Genomic DNA, 19,120 nt, shown 5'->3' on the forward strand with positions numbered 1-19,120 from the left:
CTAATTTTTATCGGTTATAATATTAGCCAAAGGAGAGGATTGCTTTGATTGTTACCTTATTGGTTTTATTGTATTTAGGCTACCAAACTTATAAAGGATACAAGTTAGGTTTTTCAAGAAGAATTATTAATTTGATTTTTGCAGCAATTATCTTTGCGGCTGCTATTTTGGGACAAAACGATTTAGGAAATTGGTTCTACACGCAATTTTCGGGTAGTGTCGTTCCAACTACTGGAAATATACCATTAGAATTAATGGGATATCGCTTTTTAGCCTTCTTTATCATTTTCTTTATTGGTAAAATGATCGTCAAAATTATTAAAGGCTGGCTGCCAACTAAAGATCCAGAGAAAAAGAGCTTTAGTACTTTATTAGATGATGTATTAGGCGCAATCATTTCATTTGTCGCAGCCTACTTTGTTGTATACGTTGTGCTCTCAATGTGCAATGTCTTTCAAAACCAGTGGTTTATTCAGCAAACGATTGATTCGCCAATTTTAAGAGTTATCATCTATAACACTCCTGGTTTATCTAACGGAGCTTTCAAGGCAGTCTTTGGTATCAGTCGAACTTTAGGATAAAACAAAAAGAGCTTCACTTTAAAAATAGTGAAGCTCTTTTTTACTCTTATACGCCTACGCGCTCCATGCGGTCATCATTATAGATGAAAATAGCACCAAATCTGCCTTCTGCATCATTTTTCCAATCTTTAATTGGATGACCGGCAAAAAATAATCGCTTGCATTCTAGTTCTGCTTGAACTGAATCGCGTGTAAACAAAGTAACGCCTGCTACGTTAGTTTGCACTGGATAACCAGTTTTAGGATCAATAATGTGATGGTACTTTTTACCATTGATTTCTAAAAATCTTTCATAAGTACCAGAAGTAACAGCTGAACATTCTCCAACTGTAGCAGTGGTTAAGTTATCGCCACGCTTTTTCTTAGGATCTTGGACGCCCAAAACCCATTTACCATTTTCACGACGCGGACTTGAACCAACAAATAAGACATTGCCGCCCAAGTTAATGATGCCGGCGCGAATATCGTAAGCATGCCATAAATCTCTAATTCGATCTGCAATATAGCCCTTAGCAATTCCACCAAGATCCAATTCCATGCCCTTTTTAGTTAAAAAGACTGTCTGGTTATTATCATCTAAGACAACGTCGTCTGGATCAGTCAAAACCATTTTTTCTTTAATTTGGACATCAGTTGGAACATGTGCGCCTTTAAAGCCAATATGCCACAGTTTTACCACTGGACCAATCAAAGCATTAAAGCCAAAGTTTTCGCGACTTTTTTCAACGGCTAATTTAATCAAGCGATAAGTACTGGTTGAAACTTGCACGGGGTGAAGTCCTGCTGCGTGATTAACATCCATAACTTCTGACTTGTCGCGGTTGACAGTCAAACGATCTTCATAGCCTGCAATTAATCTAAATGATTGATCCAAAATAAATTCGTCTTGTGAACCAAATATTTGCAGGGTTATAACTGTCCCTAAACCGCGTCCCACTTTAGAAATTTGTTTTTGTGAATAATCTTCGATCATCTTATGCCTTCTTTGGTTCTAAATAAAGATTACGTAATTGTTCTACCATATCTGGTGTTACGCCAATTTGATTTTTAAGATACTCGTCTAACCCGCCGTATTCTTTATCAATTAATAATAAAGCAGTATCTAAATATTCGTTAGCAACGCTACCTAAAGAACGCATGCAAGCTCTTAAAATATCATTGCCGCCTTCTTTAATTATTTTTTTATCTAAACGTGCCCGATAATCAGTTAGAGCATAGTTAGAATAAAGATAATCTTCACGAATAACTGTCAAATCAACGCCTAAAATATGCATGATGTATAAACTAGCAAAACCAGTACGGTCTTTGCCTTCAGAGCAGTGATAAATAGTGGCGCCAGTTTCATTATTAGCTAAAAGTTCTAATAAATCATGATAAGCTTTTTGAGAATGAGCTGAATTTACCGTAATTTCGTATTGGTGACACATCCCTTTAAAGCCCGCATATTGATCCTTATCGTACATTTTACGTAAAGCTGCTCTTTTTTCATCAGGAACGCCCACTTTTTCATCTTCATGTACTGACATATCAAAATGCTCTACATTTACCGGAACTTTATCGGGAGCCGTGCGAATTTCGCTTGGCGTACGCAAGTCTACGATTTTATTTAAACCATAATTTACCAAATATTCTTCATCTTCAGGCGTCATATTCACCAATTTACCAGTTCTTAATAAACGATGACTCTTTATTTTTCTGCCATCAATACCTTCATATGCACCTAAATCACGTGCATTGTTAACTTTCGTTAATGGCAAGTTAAGTGGCTTTATCATCCACTCACCATCCTTTATAATTATTTTTTATATTAAATTCTCTTCATGGCTAATTTTAGACTATTTTTAGCATAAATAAAAAGAAAACCAGATAAAAACCTAGTTTTCTTTTAAAAAAAGCATTTTTTATTTTTTACTTTGCTCTACAAAAGCTACGAAGTTCTTAAATGCAGCATCTACGCTCTTAATTTCGGCTTCATCAAGCAAGTCGCCGGTGTTTTTGTCGAACTTATCAGCAGCATGACCAATTAAAACTTCATTTCCTGGTAAAACGTTGGCGCTTTGATCTGGTGAAAGCAAAATTTCACGCATTTCTTCTTGGGCTCTTGAAGCGCCTTGAATACCGTATGAAGTACCCAAAACCATTACTGGCTTCATCTTCATCACGTTGCCATCGCCTTGAGCATGGCTTCCAGTCCATTCCATAGCTGACTTAAGTGCAGCAGGGATGCCGTGGTCGTATTCAGGAGTTGCGATGATAATACCATCTGCTTTTCTGATTTTATCCCTAAATTCGTCAATCTTACTATCAGGTTGAGCTTCTTTTTTGAATTGAGGAAGATCAGCAATTTCAAACACTTCAATATCAGCTTGATCTTGGTAGCGTTTAGCCATAAATTGCTCTAAAAAACGATTGTATGAAAAATCTGCGTTTGTTCCAACGATTGCAAGTAATTTCATTAGCTTATCTTCCTTTCTTACTTAACTTCATTGTAAAATTCATCAAATTCGTCAAAGAAGTGATCCAAGAACTTAACTGTTCCTTCTGGTAAATCACCATTTTCGTCGAATTGCTTTGGAGCAGTACCCATCATAAATTCATCACCGTTAAATACTTTGGCACTGAATCCTGGAGAAGATAAAACAAGCTTCAAATGACTTTGACCACGAGATGAACCTTGTGGCAAAACTGAAGTACCAACGATTACAACTGGCTTGTTCTCAAATGGGTGTTCAGCTGAAGAAAGCCATTCAAGTGCACTCTTTAATGCGGAAGGAACTGAGTGCTGTTGTTCTGGCGTAGCAATCAATACTGCATCAGCGTCAGCAACTTTTTGAGCCAAGTTTTTTACGCTTTCAGGCTCTTGCATCCCCTCCTTAAACATTGGCAAATCTCTTACTTCTGCCAATTCAATGTCATATCTATTTTCAAAATGTTTTTGGATAAAATGTAACAAATCACGATTATATGAGTGATCTGCATTACTTCCCACGATAGCAAGCAATTTCATAAATTTCACCTTTCTTTTTCTTCTTTAAAAAAATCTGTTCACAATCAATTATACAACTTGATTTCAACTTGCAAAATCACTTCTTAAATTAGACAAAAAAAGACGCTACCTAAGTAGCGTCTTAATTGCTAATTAAAAAACTAGCCCAACTTTTCTGCTAATGAAGCATCTTCGTCTGCTGCAAACAATGGACTTTCTTCAGTATTAGTAAGACGATCATTAAGCATAGCGTCGTGAATTTGTGCTTCAAGGACGTTAACCATTTGATCTTGACTAAAGTCAACCATTTGATTAATTTGCAAAGCAGCAATACCAGTTGCTGAAACCCAATTGGTGATTACGATATGACGGATACGTTCATTTGAAAATTCAGATGCGTCAAATTGTTGTTTGAACTTATCGATTCCCAAATCCATTAAAGTATCTGAAATCATTTGACTACCAAATTTACCATCTACAAACATTGCGCGGAACAAACCCACATGTTCCTTAGCAAAGTAAATGTAAGATAAATCAAGGTCGATCAATGGATCACCAGTAAAGTTTTGTTGCAAAGTATTGTTTCTGAGTTCATCAGTAATTCTCTTCAATACTTGTGTACGTAAATCAGTCATGTTCGCAAATTCCAAGTAAATTGGTTGCGTTGAACAATGTACTGCCTTAGCAATATTTCTTGCAGTTAAGCTTTCAATTCCATCACGAACTGCCAACTTGTAAGCTGCATCCAAAATCTTTTGCTTGTCAATTTCTTTTTTCCTAGCCACTTTTATAACCTCACTGTATGAAATAGAAGATCATCCAGAAATAACGCCTAAAAATTACCCAACAGGTGTTATTTCTTTCATAGCTAATATTATACCAAAAAATAACAAAAGTATAGAGGTAAGTTTTATTTTTAGCTTTTTTTATAAACGTTTAAACAAGCTGGCGCCATCATCACCAGTAAATTGGTCATAATGTGAATTTACCATTTCAATAACTTCTTGCTTGTCTAAGCCTTGACTTGCAGCAAATGCAAAGAATGCTGCAGATAAAATATAGCCTTTTTCACGATCGTCGACTAAATTATCAGAAAACTCCATATTAATAGTATGATCTTCATAATCAGTACTTAATTTTATTTCTTTATTTTCGGGCATATCAGCCATAAGCACACCTCATTATTTTTATTAATTATACAAATAACAGTTAACACTTTACATTTAACACATTGTACAATATTAATTATATTACATCATTAGAAAGAGTGAAATCTATGCAAACAAAAATCGGCCGTTCATCTTGTACCTCTATCTTAGTGGGCAAAAACGCCACTATTGATCAAAGTGTAATTATTGGACGAAATGAAGACGCTAAAACCGCTTGGCCAAAGCACCTTGCCTTTAATAAGCACCAAATTATCGAAAATAACCACTTCAAATCAAAAGATAATAAGTTTGAAATAGATCTTCCAAGCGAAGTCTTTTCTTACTCTAGTACGCCAGAATGGACTGATAAATACGGCGTTTTTGAAGAAGACGGCATTAATGAATATCATGTCGCAATGAGCGCTACAGAAAGCGCCTATGCTAACGATCGCGTTCAAAGTTTTGATCCTTTCGATACTGAAAAAGGCATCTTAGAAGAAGCCATGGTTAGTGTTGTCTTGCCTTATATCAAATCAGCTAAAGAAGGCGTTAGACGTTTAGGTGCAATTGTTGAAAAATATGGCGCAGCTGAAGCCGATGGTATTTTATTTGCAGATCAAAACGAAGCCTGGTATTTGGAAATCGGTTCAGGCCACCACTGGGTGAGTCAAAGAATTCCAGATGACTCTTATGCTGTAGTTGCTAATCAGCTTGCTATTCAAGAAATCGATTTTTCTGACCCAGATAACTTTTTATATTCAAAAGGTATTCAAGAATTCGTCTACTCGCACCACCTTTGGCCAGAAAATAAAGCTTTTAATTTCCGTGAAATCTTTGGTACGCATGATGATTCCGACTTAGCTTACAACACGCCACGCGTTTGGATCGGACAAAAGCTTCTTACTGCCTCAGTAGTGCAAGATCCTGAAAGCTTTAACTTGCCATTTATCAGAAAGCCGGATCATCCAATTTCTATTCAAGATGCCCAACGCGTTTTAAGCGATCACTACAACAATACACCTTATGATCTCACTAATCCTAAAAACAAAAATCAGGCAACTTATCGTCCAATCACTGTTGCAACCACTCAAGAATCGCATTTATTGCAGCTAAATGGTGAAAATATGGTTCACTGGTTAGCTATGGGTGTTGCTGCTCAAAGCGTTTATATTCCATTTTATCCGCAAGGTACGAAGGTCCCAACAATGTTTAAATATGGCAAGGAAACCTACTCTGCAAACTCTGCTTACTGGGTATTTAAACTTACCAGCGTCTTAGTTGACCGCTCTTGGAGCAAATATGCAACTTATTTAAGTAGCACCCAAAAGCAAACTAACTTAGCTTTAAATAAGATTAGAACTAAATATGACACTTTAATTGCACAAGATGCTGATAAAGAAATTGAACTGGTTAACAAAGCAAACAAAGAATTAGCTGACACTGCTATTAAAAACTTCCAAAAATTAAACGCTCAATTAATTACGATGCAAACTGCTGATTCGCCATTGCGCTTTAAGATGGATCCAAATTTATAAAAATACAATATACAGAAAAAGAGAATCAATTCATGGATTCTCTTTTTGCATATTTACTATTATTTTTTGTATCGCTTAACAGCCCATATTTATCTATAGACTATTCTTGATCTCTTTTCTGATTTTCCAGTAACGATAATAATAACTACATCATTTCTTATTTAGTAAATTTATAAATTATAAAAGTAGTAAATCCACCACACATAGCACTTAATACAATATTTAAAAGTATGTTTGTAACATGTGTCGCAATCATGAAATTGTATAATTCTATTACTAATGTTAAACAGATGAAATATAGAACTAATTGCATTATTTTCATAGGCTGTCCACCAAATATAATTTATTTTTTGAAATGTCTAACTACTGCCGTAATTATCGCCAGCGAGTTAACACCAATAAGAAATATAGTGCCCATTAAAAATTCAGTATTCCAAAAGTCTTTAACTGCAGCTGCAGTATGAACACCAAATATCATAGTTCCAAAACTATAATAGGCAGAATAGATTGTTATCAATATTAATCCAACTGCATTGATAGCTATTAAGCTTAATATCCATTTAATGAAATTCATTCCAACCACACTGCACTCCTTACTATCTTTAGAAGAAAAACATATTTTAATTAAAAAGTGTCACTACGATCCAGACTATATTTGTAACCAGTAATATCAAAGCTACTAGCCCCTTTAAATAAGTTTTTCTCTTTGTAACAGAATATCTATTAACTAAATACTCCATACTCGCACCAACAACTACATTCATTAACACCGTTACCATACGATACGGTAAGCTTCCCCGCCATGATATTAAATTTAGTACTGCTAATAGCGTAAAAGTTAGTGTTACATCATAAGAATAACTGATCAATTTTATATTTTCCATAGGTTGTTTTTCTTTTTTGATTTTCCAGTAACGATAATAATAACTACATCTAATAAACTCATATAATCGTTCCTTTCAGTTAATTATTTTGTTGATATTAAGTGTAAATTATAAAAGAGTGAAAAAAATTAAAATGGGCGTATTTACCCAATATTACATTATTTATATTTATCCTTAAACTTTTGTAGCTCTTCCCCATACTCAGGCATACCCACAAGACAGAAATTTTTTATTATAGCATCGCAATATTGCAACGCAGACGTATCTTGATTCTTTTTATATTGAATGAAATAAGTAAAAAAGACCATAACACTTTTATAAAAGAAAAGATCAGGAGTAGTTGGAACATTATCAGCAAAATTAATATAAAAATCAATGTTTTCAAACTTATTTTCTTCAATAGAAAAAACCAGAATATTTATAACTAAAGAAAGCAGAGATTTTTTAACAACTATAGATTCACAGATTTGATACCTTTCAATTATCTTTCGAACAATTGCTTCGTTATCAGCCAAACTATAGAAACGCATCGAATTGCAATACAGCATAAACTTAGTACTGTTGAATTTAGGCATTTCAAAAATTTTCTGTTTAATCTCATTTCTAATTTTCTGATTGGGTTTATCCGAATTAAGCAACTCTAAAAAGCCATCTGCAATCAAATTTTGAATTTCTTTATCTTTTTCAGATAAATTACTCTCTGCAACCATTAGTTTAATTTTTTTCAGTCTGTCTTTATCTACTTTATAATATGCTTCTTCCATTATCTTTCTTTGAATTTGAATCTGACTTTGATAATTTTCATAATTTGGTTCTAAAGCTTTAATAAATTCTGCAGCATCAATTTGATTGTATTTAAGCAAATTAATTAAGTTTTCTGCTGAAATTTGGTGAATATTCCTTTCTACTTTTCCATAGTAAGATCGATCAATTATATTAGCTGCAAATTCTTGCAAGGTTTTATTTTGGTTAACTCTATATTCTCTGAGTAAATCTCCTATTGTCACAGAAATCACCTCTACTATTTTAAAAATAATTTAATAATTATTTTAATGAGAGTATTTAAGTGATACAAGAGCAAAAATAAAAAAGGTGGTTTAATAACCACCTACACGACGTCTTTTCAGCAAGTAATCAGCTGCCTCGTTGCACGCCTACTTTTTTGCATATTTGCAAATTTTGCAATTAAACTAGTACCAATTTCACTTGACGATGAGCGGCATTAGCAATTTCATTTAATAAGCCAATTGAAACATTCATTAATCCTGCTTCAATTCTCCCAATTGTAGATTGCGGCTTGCCAACATATCTAGCGAATTCTTTTTGAGTCATACCTAAATCTTCACGCATCTGTCTAACTGATACTGCAACATCTAAATTCAGGTCTACTTGCTCGTATTCTTTCTTTAATTCTGGATGTCTTTTAATATCTTTTTTGATAAATTTTTGAATTTTACTCATATCAACATAACAGCTTATCTGCCATTAACAAATCACTCTTATAATGCCTTATTTACAAGCAGCTTTACTTCTTCTTCACCTAAAGTATCACTATAATCTTCAAGCAAAATATTTAAAATTTGAGACTTTGATAATCCTAAATCAATGTATCTTTTCAATGAATTCTTCAAATCAAACTCAGTCGCAACTCGTTCTCCAAATTGCTCTCTTTCTAATAGCTTAGTTTCATAGTCCATAATTTGCACCCGCCTTTGTGGATCTTGATTAATTTTCAAAATCTTTTCTTGAGCATAATCAAAATATTTATCACCAGTAACTTGCTCGCCCCTCATTAGTTTGACTAAGTTTTTCAAACCTTTAGAGCTATTTTGCATTAATAATAATCTTTGCCGAACCAGTTGGCAATATTATTGTTTTATCGCTATCTTCATATAAATAAAGACAACAAAAATTCAAACTTTTTTAACTAAAAAATCCCAATGATCTTTCTAAATCATTGGGATAATTTTTAATATTCAATTGTTTACATATAGTGCAAGTTGCCCCAGTCGTTTTTTGGCTCTAAGTGAACGATGGTTTGACAATTAGGACAAGTGTTTTTACCGAACTTAGCGTCATAAACTGCCTTACACTTTGGACATTTAAACTTGAATTTTAATTCTGACAATAATTTCTTGATATGGAGTTCTGAGTCAGCCATTTTTTAACTTCTTTCATTACTAACGGATTGCATTTGTAGTTTCCTTATCAAAGAAGTGTGCCTTGTTAACATCAAAGCCCATTTCAACTTTGTCTCCAGGTTTATGATAATCTCTTGCGTTTACAATTGCTACAAATTCGGTTCCATCAACTTTTTGGTAAAGTTGAATAGTTGAACCTAAAAGTTCCGAAACAACAACTTCAGATTTAATAGTAGCGTTTGGCCAAGTTTCAAGGAAAGCTTCTTCGGCATGAATATCTTCTGGACGAATACCAAAGACAACGTCCTTATCTGCATAACCCTTATCTTCTAAGACCTTTGCCTTACCTTCAGGAATTTCAATATCTAACCCTTTACCGTCGCTAATACGTCCATCTTTATAGTGAACGTTAAAGAAGTTCATTTGTGGTGAACCGATGAATCCTGCAACGAACATATTCTTTGGCTTGTTGTAAACCTCAAGTGGCGTACCAATTTGTTCAACTTTACCAACTGACATTACAACTACTCGGTCAGCTAAAGTCATGGCTTCAGTTTGGTCGTGAGTAACATAAATTGTAGTAGTACCTAAGTTTTGGTGTAACTTGGCAATTTCAGCACGCATAACAACACGCAATTTAGCATCTAGGTTTGATAAAGGTTCGTCCATTAAGAAGATTGGTGCATCACGTACAATCGCACGTCCTAAAGCAACACGCTGACGTTGACCACCAGATAATTCTGAAGGCTTTTTATCTAGATAATCTTGCAAGCCTAAAATATCAGCAGCCTTTTTTACACGCTTATCAATATCTTCTTTACTGTAGTGACGCAATTTTAAACCAAAGGCCATGTTATCGTAAATTGTCATATGTGGATACAAAGCATAGTTCTGGAAAACCATGGCAATATCACGGTCTTTAGGTGCAACGTCATTCATCACCTTATGATCGATTTCCAAAGTTCCTTCGCTAATATCTTCTAGTCCGGCAATCATTCTTAAAGTAGTTGACTTACCACAACCAGATGGTCCAACGAAAACAATAAATTCCTTGTCTTTGATGTGTAAGTCAAAATCATTTACAGAATACTTGTCATTGCCGTCATATTTTTTATAAATGTGATTTAAATCTACTTCAACCATTTTCTTACCTCTAGTGTTTTAAAATCTTTACATGTTAATCATAGCTTTTAATTGAAAGCGCTTTTACTAAAAAGTGACGAAAACTGAAGCTAAATTTTGTCACTTTATACAAAAATCAAGTAACAAAATACTAAGTCATCCATTTGATGCAGATTTAAATAATAATTTTGAGCAATTTTATCAATGCGATACTCCAAAGTATTGCGATGGATAAACATATTCTTAGCGGCTTGAGTTACATTGCCTCCGACTTGATACAGATTAGTAACCAGTTCTTTAATGTCATCTTTATCTTTAAAATACTCTTGATAAGCTTTGATGATCACGCTGCGATTACGATTAAACTGCGTATAAAAATTTAGTGCAGCTTGCATAATAGTCATCACTTTATTTTGCCAAGAAATAGAATCATTAATCTTCTCTTCTTCTTTAAATAAAGCTACCAAATCCGCATTTTCAGGCCAAACTAGCCCCATTAGCAAATGAGTTTTTGTGGAAAAGTCAGTGTCCATGGTCGTCAAAATCCCAGCAAAATCTTTTTGCGTTAAACTGCAATCTTGATCAACGATCACTAGATTTTCGTCATTTTGCCAAAAGCAAGCAACCTGATTATTAAAAAATGACAGTATTTGGTCTTGCCACTGCTTGCGATTTTCTTTTTTTAGATCTTTAACTTCTAAATATAAAAAGCGCACATGCTTTTCAAGCTTAGGCTGAGGACCTTGATCATATAAATATCGTTGCCAATTAGATAAGTTAACCTTAATTACTTGATTATTAGTTAAAAGAGATAGCAACACTTTCTCTCTATCAGTAAGATCACCCTCATCTAAATAAGCATCACCATCTTCAAGCTTTACTTGATAGCTATTAGGAAAAATATTTTTTTGCGCGTCTGGGAAAAATTCTTTTAACTTTTGAAATTTCATCCTATCACCTAATGTTTCTTAATCATCCGCTTATACTCACTCGGTGCCATCTTCGTCTGCTTTTTAAAGACTCTAAAGAAATAGTTAGCGTTTTGATAGCCACAATCTAAAGCGATATCGTTAATATCTTTATCTGTTGTACGCATTAATTCAATTGATTTTGAAATGCGATGTGCATTTAAATACTGCGCAAAACTGACCTGGGTGTTTTTCTTAAATAAAGCACCTAAATAAACTGGACTTAAGTGCAGCTCGCCTGCCACCTGGATCAAGGTTAATGACTCTTGATAGCGGTGTTTAATGATCTTGACCACTGAGTTAATTGGCTCAGGGTAAATTTGTTCATTCTTGCGATAATTTGTATAAAAATCAGTCAATAAATCCGCAACTTTACTACATGATGGCGTATGTTCAATCTTAGCCACTGCATCAGTAATATTAGCATCTACTAACTGATTTGTACCATAAATCGCCATCAAAACTAAACGTGCATAATATTTAGCATCTTCAATAGCATTGCAGTGTCTGCGCAAGCATTCCAGATCTTTAGTAATTTTTTGACGAAATGTCGCTACTGGCATATCTTCAAAATCAAGATCATTGCTCATTTTGGCTACGTCGAGAGGCTTTTTAGTATAAGAAAAATCATGCAAACTCGTCACTTGCTTACTTGGCCCGTAAAAATGAAACCAAGTTAAATATTTTTCAAGAAGAGCTGCCACGCTAGCAATTTCATCTTCTGATACGGTTTCACTAATTAAAGCAGTAATCTCTTTTTTGCGCATTTTGTTAGCAAATAATCGCAATTCGGTTTCGTCACTAGCAAAAATTATGTAAACATCATGATTGCTAGTGTAAGTCCCAATAATATGTTCTTGACTAGGCAAGATATCTGCTAAGTCTTGATCAGCATTTAAAGCAGCAATGACATAATATTGATGATTATCAACGTCTAATTCACCAATTGAATTGCGTCCATTCAGTACATCTTTAATGCGCATGCTTTTGGCCATTTGTGAATTTTCTTTACGTCTTTTAGCTCGATCAATAATGCCTTTAGTTTTTTCAATTACTTCTTCTAATTCGTCAGGATCTACCGGCTTATTTAAATAATCAATAACTCCTTGCTCAAGACTGATTTTGGCATATTCAAAATCGTTATATCCAGATAGAACAATAATTTGAATATCAGGCTGCAGCTTTTTCACCATTGGCAAAAACTTAGTTCCTTCAAGTTCATCCATATTCATATCTGAAATTAAGATATCAACCGGATGTTCTTTTAAATAAGCTAAAGCTTCAAGTGGACTTCTTTCTTCTTTTACAATCTTGACATCTAGCGCTTCCCAGTCAACGATCTTGCTCATCCCTCTGAGAATCATATATTCATCATCGACAATCATTAAAGAATACATATTTATCCCCTAAATTTCGTAATCAAACGACAACTTTACAGTTATTCCACCGTAAATATTGTTACTAATCTCCATTGCAAAATTCTTTGTGTAATTCTTCATTCTTGCATATACATTTTGCAGACCGATTGACATATCGCTCACAATCGGCTGCTTGATTTTCTTATTGATCTTTTCTAATTCTTGACTGTTTAAATGCTTACCATTATCAATCACTTCGATAACTACGCGCTTATCTTTTAAATAAGCCTTAACTTCCAAAGCATTATTATTTTGAGCGAAGTTAACGCCATGAATAAAGTAATTTTCTACTAGTGGCTGCAGTGAAAATTTAGGTAATTTTACCTGCTCTAATTCTTTAGGTATCACAATTTGGTAAGCAAGTTTATCAGGAAAGCGGACCTGATATAAGTAAACATAGTTTCCGACAAGCTTAGCTTCTTTTTTTAAAGTTGTTTGAACCTGCGAACTAACATTACTTCTAAGCAGGGCTGCAAAATTATAAACAACCTTAGCTAAGTCGCTAGCACCAATATCAAGAGCTGACATACGAATATATTCCAAGGTATTAGCCATAAAGTGCGGACTAATTTGGGCTTGCAAAGACTTCATATGCGCTTCTTGCTGAGCAATTCTTAATTTATAAATAGTATTAATATTATTGTTAATTTCATCCAGCATGTGGTTAATGCTGTTTGATAAAATTGTTAAATCTTCAAAGCGAGAATCGGTCGTATCAATTCTTGCTTCTGAATCATTTTCACTGACAGCATGTGTTGTTGAAATAATCAAGTTTAATTGTTTGCGATAATGATCAAAAATTGCCATAAAGCTAACAAATAAAGCAAATAATATGATCGCTGCGATGGCGATAACACCAGCAATTCTATTTATTAAGATTAGATTTAGTGCTTGTTTATCATATAAAACTAAGATACGGTACTCATTATCAACTGTACGGACATTTTCAACAAAGCCAGGGATATTTTTAGTTTGTTTCCTATCAATCGCCTTTTTAACAAGATCTTTTTCTTTTTGTGTCACATTTTTATCGAAATATTGAAATACTGGCCGATCATCTTCAGTTAAAGCCCAGACTTGCATATGACGGGTATTTTCTAATTGAGATAAAGTTTCTTTGATAGTGTCATCATTAAATTGCGCTCCAACCACACCCACAACCGTTTCTTGCTGAGGATTAATAATTGAGCTATATAACATATTATGAATATTTTTTCTTTTTGTGTTAACAATACGTCCACTAGTATTTTGCGTTGTAGCTTGAAATTCTTTATTACTATCCATTAGTCTTATTTCAATTTTCTGTAGTGTAGGATTCTTAATAAAGAAATCCTTACTAGTATCTGGCCAATTAAAATAAGGCTCATGATTTAAACAATATTCGGCATACTCACTTGGATTATTCTTTAAATAGCTTTCAATATTATCTATTCTCTGAGTATTTTCAGACACATAATCACTAACATTATTAGTAATTAATATATTTTTTTGAAGTTCAATTGAGACTCTATTTGCAGCTGTAGTTTGGATTTGTGCATTTTCACTCGTGAAATTATTTATAACAGTCGCAATATAAAAAGAAGCTGCCAATAAAATTACGCCAGCAGAGACAGCGATAAATATTTTCATCAACTTGTAAAGGGATAAATTTTTCATTAGTCTGCCTCAAGTTGATCAATAATTGCTCCAATCCATTTTTTAGATGAAAAAGCACCCCAAACAATGATTGTTGAAACTGTTAAAAACAATAAAAATCCTGGCCAAAATTTGGTTAAAGCACCTATAACAACTAAACCAGCTATAAATTTCAATAAGTCTTTAAAATCAGAAAAGAAAGCGACAAATGCAAGTTTTACAGCATTTTTAAATTCAACATCAAATGTACTTTCAATAATCAGAGTATAAATGCCTACAACTGTGAGAGTAATCATCACAAAAACAAGCAAAAAGATTACCGGAAGCATCCACATATTTTTAATCTGAGAAGTTAGATATAGATCATAGAATAAGAAAAGTTCAATGCCAAAGAAAGAATAGAAATGGCCGTTTGCAATCCAAAAGTATTTTTTATAAATTTGCCACATCTCTTTAAAATGATAGTTGTGATATTCAAATTTATGATTTAAAAAAACTTCGGTAATTGTGCGTAGCGCAGGTCCAATTCCTAATATAAATAATCCAATTAATGAAAATAGCCAGAAGGCTAGATTTAAAATCATTAACACATAAATTGCAACGAAAGCTCTTTGCGTCATTCTTCCCAGCATTTTGCTTTCTCCTTTTCTATATATCTATCCTATACACTTCATATTATCACAAAAAACCGCTCGATCTCTTACAGGTCAGGCGATTTTTAAAGGGGATAAATTTATGATCGTGTCTTTACTACTTGTTCTTTGCTAAGAAAGCATCATATTGTTTTTGAAGAGCAGATTGAACTTTGTCATAACCAGCATTCTTCAATTCTTTATCCATCTTCTTAATAGTTGGTTCTGGATCGGCCGTACCAGTATTCAAGATGTCTAGATACTTACTCATAACGTTAGAACAGTTAGTAATTTCAGTCTTGTACTTAGTTACATCTGGAGTAAAGCCAAGTCCCTTAGACTCCTTAGCATCTTTGATGCTTTGCTTACGTTCATCAATTTGCTTTTGAGTAATAGTGTTTTGAGTGTAAAGCAAGTCATTGTTACCCATCATCCAGCCAGCAACGAATGTACCAGGCTTATATTTATCAGTAGTCTTGATCTTACCTTGTGCCTTATTAGTAAAGTTCCATTGAGTTCCTTGGACACCCCAAACAATGTTATTCAACAAAGTCTTGTCGGTGTTAAGCATGTTAAGAACTTGCATAGCTTCTTTCTTATGCTTAGAAGTCTTAGAAATAGTCCAAATAGCAACTTGTGCTTGAGCTTCACTCTTAAATGGCTTAGTAATTGGGTAAGTTACCATCTTCTTGCCACCAGCAGCATTTTCAAGGGCAGTATCACCATAGTCGAAAGGTCCTTGAGTTTCTTGACGAGTAAACCAAGTGTTTTCATTCAAGTTATATTGAGTACTTGAAGTTGCAGCATCCTTAGGAATGTAGCCTTCTTTGTAGTAATGGTGCAAAGTATTCAAAATTGACTTCATTTCATCAGTGTCATATGCGTTAAATACTTTTGTACTCTTACCTGTTGAATCAATAGCAAATGGAAGACCATTACCCAGTGGGAATTCCATCGCAGCTGGACTTGCTTTAAATCCTTGACCAATAGCAAATGCAGCTACACCTTTATTCTTAGCATGAAATGCCTTTAAAGCTGGTTCCATATCAGCATATGTCTTCACATCGCCTGGTTTAATATTGTATTTATCTAAGAATGCTTGATTAAAGGTAATACCATTGGTAGCGTAAACATTACCATTTACAGGGAAGCCGTAAATCTTACCATTTACAGTTACGCCTTTCCAATATGCAGGATCTACCTTGTTATAAGCAGTTTTAGCATATTTCTTAATTAATGGGGTCATATCTTCATATGCACCTTTTTGTGCATTAGAAGCATAATTTTGAGCAAAGGCTAAATCATAGTCATCGCCGGAAGTTACCATAACGTTGTACTTCTTTTCGTAGTCTCCCCAACCAATAAACTTCATTGAAAGTTCAATATTTGGATGCTTCTTTTGGATTTCCTTATTAGCCTTATTAATTAATTGCGTATAGTTCTTAGGTTTATCGCCTGGCATATACATTGAAACAACTGTCTTACCATCGCTTGCACCTTTATTGCCACATCCAGTTAATAGAGTGGTTATCCCAACTAATGCAGCAGCACCAGTTAAAAGTTTTGCCCATTTTTTCATTACATAAACCTCCTCGTTTATTTATCCTTTAACTCCTCCGATTGTCATACCCTTAACAAAGTACTTTTGGAAGAATGGGTATGTTAATGCAATTGGCAGCGTAGCTACAACTACGATAGCGAATCTCATTCCTTCGCTAGGAAGAGTTTGGCCAGCTGCCAATGCTGAACCACCAGCAGAAATTGTTTGACTCATATATTGAATATTATTAGAAATTTGAACTAACAAATATTGCAATGGAATCATCTTAGTGTTGGTCATGTAAAGCATTGCATTGAACCAATCATTCCAATAGCTCAAACAGGTAAACAAACTAATCGTTGCAATACCTGGAATTGCCATTGGTACAACAATATCAGCAAAAATCTTAATTTCACCAGCTCCGTCTACTCTTGCAGACTCAAGAATAGCTTCAGGAATTGATGTCTTAAAGAATGTTCTCATAATCAAAACATTATAAACACCAAAACATGCTGGCAAAATCAAAGCCCAAACATTGTCTTTTAAGCCCAACATCTGAGTAACAACCAAATATGTTGGAACCATTCCTGGTGTGAAAAGCATTGAAACTAAAGCAAAAATAGTAAAAAATCTTGCAAATGCAAAGTCGCGTCTAGAAATAGCATAGGCATAAGTTGAACTAAATAAACTGTTCATTAAAGTACCTATAACAGTAACAAAGATTGAAACTCCGAAACTTTCTAGAACCTGACCTCCCATTTTTCCTAAATATTCATAACTAGCAAATGTCCAATGCTTTGGCCAGAATTGATAGCCATAAGTAGTAATATCGCTTTCCTTAGTTAAAGAAAGAACAATGATGAAGAAGAACGGTAACACACAGCTTAAAGCTAAGATTGCAAGCAGAATATTGAAAAATATATTTGGTCCTTTACTGAAGCTTCTAATGTCAACAGCACTAATATGCTTCTTTTTTCTCATTCAACTCGCCTCCTAGAACAAAGCCGCGTCTGGTTGTTTCTTACGAACAATCATGTTGGTGATAATGATTAATAACATTCCGACAACGGACTGGAGTAAACCTGCGGCAGTTGACATTCCGATATCATTAGTCGTAGTCAATGCACGATAAATGTAGGTATCGAAAGTCTGAGAAACATTAATTAATGTTCCTGAATTTCGTGGAATTAAGTAGAACAGACCGAAGTCACTTCTGAAAATCCCACCAATATTTAAAATCAACATCAAAGTAGCAACAGGTAAAATAGCTGGTAAAGTTACATTTTTAATCTGTTCCCATTTGTTTGCTCCGTCGATCATTGCAGCATCGTAGTACTCGGGGTTAATTCCCATCGCAGTCGCAAAGTACAAAATACTGTTATAACCGATTCCTTTCCAAACTCCTAGGAAAATCAATAAACCTGGCCATATTGATGGCGTGTTGTAAAAGTCTATTGGCTTTCCTCCCATGGATTGAATAATGTGGTTAACGATTCCTTTATCTGGACTCAAGAATGCATAAATGAAGAATGCTAACACTGCCCAAGATAGGAAGTAAGGAAACAGCATTGAGGTTTGATATACTTTTAAAAGCTTTCTATTTCTCAATTGACTCATTACAATACCGAAGAATATTGCAAAGAAGAAGTTTAAGAATAAGAACGCCAAGTTATAGCCTAATGTGTTTCTCAATACAATCCAGAAGTCTGCCGACTTAAAGAAGAACTCAAAGTTTTTAAAGCCAACCCATGGACTATGAAGCAAACTATAGATAAAGCCTTGATCAGAATATTGGAAGTTCTGAAACGCAACTACGTTTGCCAAAACTGGAATGTAGAAGAATATAATCAGAAATAATGTACCAGGTGCCACTAATAATAGATATACCCGGTTATCTTTCAACTTCTGCCAAAAGCTCTTTTTCTTTTTAACCATATCACCAACCTCCTTTCTTTACAGTATTTATTATGATTGCGCTTTCATTAGAAAGAAATTACTAAATTTGATTAAAACATATACAAATTAAAGATTTCTTGTTTTATATAGAAAAAAGAGTAATTCATTTTGAATTACTCTTCTAAAAGATTATTTTCCTTGATTACTACTCATACTAAGGGATTAGCTTCTATTCTAAATTACTTTTTATATTTAAAAATTCAAATATCAATCTTTAATCTGTATATCTTAATGATCAAATTAAAGATCTACACAAATTAAACATCGAAAAGAATTTTAGTTATTTTGAAAGTTATTTGTTTTTTCACTCAATTCATCAAGGAAATCTTCATCAATTGGTTCTTGCTTCATAGAGCGATCGCTGACAGGCGGATAATTAATCATAATATCAGGCGCTAGTGGCTCACTATCAAATTTATCCTTACCATTAATCTTTATAGGTGTTCTTACCCAAGCAATCGGTATAATTGCGCTGCTCCTCTTGTTTTTACCAAAAAACAAACCACCATTAACGCTAATATCACCTGCAGTTGAGTGGCCTACAGTAACTACTTGCCTATTTTTCTTCAAAGCC

The 19,120-nt window shown here is 34.0% G+C and carries 22 protein-coding genes; 2 read left to right on the forward strand and 20 right to left on the reverse strand.

Translation table 11 applies throughout. The features are described 5' to 3' along the window. Nucleotides 1-44: 44 nt before the first annotated feature. Nucleotides 45-581, forward strand: coding sequence for a CvpA family protein (locus BN55_RS08160; protein ID WP_008471630.1), 537 nt, complete (start codon nucleotides 45-47; stop codon nucleotides 579-581). Nucleotides 582-627: 46 nt separating this feature from the next. On the opposite strand, the gene BN55_RS08165 is transcribed toward BN55_RS08160, so the two are convergent. The 6 genes from BN55_RS08165 to BN55_RS08190 all read right to left on the reverse strand — a co-directional run bounded on the left by BN55_RS08165 (nucleotide 628) and on the right by BN55_RS08190 (nucleotide 4,736). Then, nucleotides 628-1,554, reverse strand: a complete 927-nt coding sequence (locus BN55_RS08165; protein WP_008471631.1) for an FAD:protein FMN transferase — start codon at nucleotides 1,552-1,554, stop codon at nucleotides 628-630. Nucleotide 1,555: 1 nt separating this feature from the next. After that, nucleotides 1,556-2,356, reverse strand: a complete 801-nt coding sequence (locus BN55_RS08170) for a tyrosine-protein phosphatase (RefSeq protein WP_008471632.1) — start codon at nucleotides 2,354-2,356, stop codon at nucleotides 1,556-1,558. A gap of 126 nt (nucleotides 2,357-2,482) precedes the next feature. Then, nucleotides 2,483-3,037: an NADPH-dependent FMN reductase gene (locus BN55_RS08175; RefSeq protein WP_008471633.1), complete on the reverse strand. Its 555-nt coding sequence runs from the start codon at nucleotides 3,035-3,037 to the stop codon at nucleotides 2,483-2,485. A gap of 17 nt (nucleotides 3,038-3,054) precedes the next feature. Next, nucleotides 3,055-3,588 (reverse strand): NADPH-dependent FMN reductase, encoded by a 534-nt coding sequence (locus tag BN55_RS08180; protein ID WP_008471635.1) that lies wholly within the window; start codon nucleotides 3,586-3,588, stop codon nucleotides 3,055-3,057. A 140-nt stretch (nucleotides 3,589-3,728) separates the two neighbouring features. Further along, nucleotides 3,729-4,352, reverse strand: coding sequence for a TetR/AcrR family transcriptional regulator (locus BN55_RS08185; protein WP_008471636.1), 624 nt, complete (start codon nucleotides 4,350-4,352; stop codon nucleotides 3,729-3,731). A gap of 141 nt (nucleotides 4,353-4,493) precedes the next feature. Next, nucleotides 4,494-4,736, reverse strand: a complete 243-nt coding sequence (locus BN55_RS08190; protein ID WP_008471637.1) for a hypothetical protein — start codon at nucleotides 4,734-4,736, stop codon at nucleotides 4,494-4,496. Nucleotides 4,737-4,843: 107 nt separating this feature from the next. On the opposite strand from BN55_RS08190, the gene BN55_RS08195 reads away from it, so the two are divergent. Beyond that, nucleotides 4,844-6,250 carry a C69 family dipeptidase gene (locus tag BN55_RS08195; protein WP_008471638.1) on the forward strand — a complete coding sequence of 469 codons (1,407 nt, stop codon included), beginning with the start codon at nucleotides 4,844-4,846 and terminating at the stop codon, nucleotides 6,248-6,250. A gap of 343 nt (nucleotides 6,251-6,593) precedes the next feature. Here BN55_RS08195 and BN55_RS08200 read toward each other — a convergent pair whose 3' ends face one another. From BN55_RS08200 to BN55_RS08265, 14 genes are all read right to left on the reverse strand, one after another. Then, a complete protein-coding gene (locus BN55_RS08200) occupies nucleotides 6,594-6,833 on the reverse strand; it encodes a hypothetical protein (RefSeq protein WP_008471639.1) in 240 nt (79 codons plus the stop codon). A gap of 459 nt (nucleotides 6,834-7,292) precedes the next feature. Continuing rightward, the gene (locus BN55_RS08210) at nucleotides 7,293-8,141 is read right to left on the reverse strand and encodes a helix-turn-helix domain-containing protein (protein WP_008471641.1); all 849 of its coding nucleotides are present in this window, start codon (nucleotides 8,139-8,141) and stop codon (nucleotides 7,293-7,295) included. 178 nt (nucleotides 8,142-8,319) lie between these two features. After that, entirely contained in the window at nucleotides 8,320-8,595 is a 276-nt protein-coding gene (locus tag BN55_RS08215; RefSeq protein WP_008471642.1) for a helix-turn-helix domain-containing protein, read from the reverse strand. Between the two features lie 38 nt (nucleotides 8,596-8,633). Continuing rightward, a complete protein-coding gene (locus BN55_RS08220) occupies nucleotides 8,634-8,969 on the reverse strand; it encodes a hypothetical protein (RefSeq protein ID WP_008471644.1) in 336 nt (111 codons plus the stop codon). 149 nt (nucleotides 8,970-9,118) lie between these two features. Next, nucleotides 9,119-9,295, reverse strand: a complete 177-nt coding sequence (locus BN55_RS10045) for a hypothetical protein (RefSeq protein WP_008471646.1) — start codon at nucleotides 9,293-9,295, stop codon at nucleotides 9,119-9,121. Between the two features lie 19 nt (nucleotides 9,296-9,314). Next, nucleotides 9,315-10,418, reverse strand: coding sequence for an ABC transporter ATP-binding protein (locus BN55_RS08225; protein ID WP_008471648.1), 1,104 nt, complete (start codon nucleotides 10,416-10,418; stop codon nucleotides 9,315-9,317). Between the two features lie 104 nt (nucleotides 10,419-10,522). After that, on the reverse strand, nucleotides 10,523-11,347 hold the full coding sequence (locus BN55_RS08230; RefSeq protein ID WP_008471650.1) for a helix-turn-helix domain-containing protein: 825 nt from the start codon (nucleotides 11,345-11,347) through the stop codon (nucleotides 10,523-10,525). An 8-nt stretch (nucleotides 11,348-11,355) separates the two neighbouring features. Next, nucleotides 11,356-12,762 carry a response regulator transcription factor gene (locus BN55_RS08235; protein ID WP_008471651.1) on the reverse strand — a complete coding sequence of 469 codons (1,407 nt, stop codon included), beginning with the start codon at nucleotides 12,760-12,762 and terminating at the stop codon, nucleotides 11,356-11,358. A 9-nt stretch (nucleotides 12,763-12,771) separates the two neighbouring features. Continuing rightward, entirely contained in the window at nucleotides 12,772-14,439 is a 1,668-nt protein-coding gene (locus BN55_RS09630) for a sensor histidine kinase (RefSeq protein ID WP_050999553.1), read from the reverse strand. Next, on the reverse strand, nucleotides 14,439-15,050 hold the full coding sequence (locus tag BN55_RS08245) for a YesL family protein (protein ID WP_008471653.1): 612 nt from the start codon (nucleotides 15,048-15,050) through the stop codon (nucleotides 14,439-14,441). The genes BN55_RS09630 and BN55_RS08245 overlap by 1 nt, the downstream gene beginning before the upstream one ends. Nucleotides 15,051-15,168: 118 nt before the next feature. Further along, nucleotides 15,169-16,629, reverse strand: a complete 1,461-nt coding sequence (locus tag BN55_RS08250; RefSeq protein ID WP_008471654.1) for an ABC transporter substrate-binding protein — start codon at nucleotides 16,627-16,629, stop codon at nucleotides 15,169-15,171. A gap of 21 nt (nucleotides 16,630-16,650) precedes the next feature. Next, complete coding sequence (locus tag BN55_RS08255; RefSeq protein WP_008471656.1) at nucleotides 16,651-17,571, reverse strand: carbohydrate ABC transporter permease; 921 nt, start codon at nucleotides 17,569-17,571, stop codon at nucleotides 16,651-16,653. A gap of 12 nt (nucleotides 17,572-17,583) precedes the next feature. Continuing rightward, complete coding sequence (locus BN55_RS08260; RefSeq protein ID WP_008471657.1) at nucleotides 17,584-18,525, reverse strand: ABC transporter permease; 942 nt, start codon at nucleotides 18,523-18,525, stop codon at nucleotides 17,584-17,586. Between the two features lie 297 nt (nucleotides 18,526-18,822). Further along, nucleotides 18,823-19,116 carry a hypothetical protein gene (locus BN55_RS08265; protein WP_008471658.1) on the reverse strand — a complete coding sequence of 98 codons (294 nt, stop codon included), beginning with the start codon at nucleotides 19,114-19,116 and terminating at the stop codon, nucleotides 18,823-18,825. Nucleotides 19,117-19,120 lie beyond the last annotated feature (4 nt).

This window comes from Lactobacillus hominis DSM 23910 = CRBIP 24.179 (assembly GCF_000296835.1).
In the GTDB taxonomy this organism is placed as follows: Bacteria; Bacillota; Bacilli; order Lactobacillales; family Lactobacillaceae; genus Lactobacillus; species Lactobacillus hominis.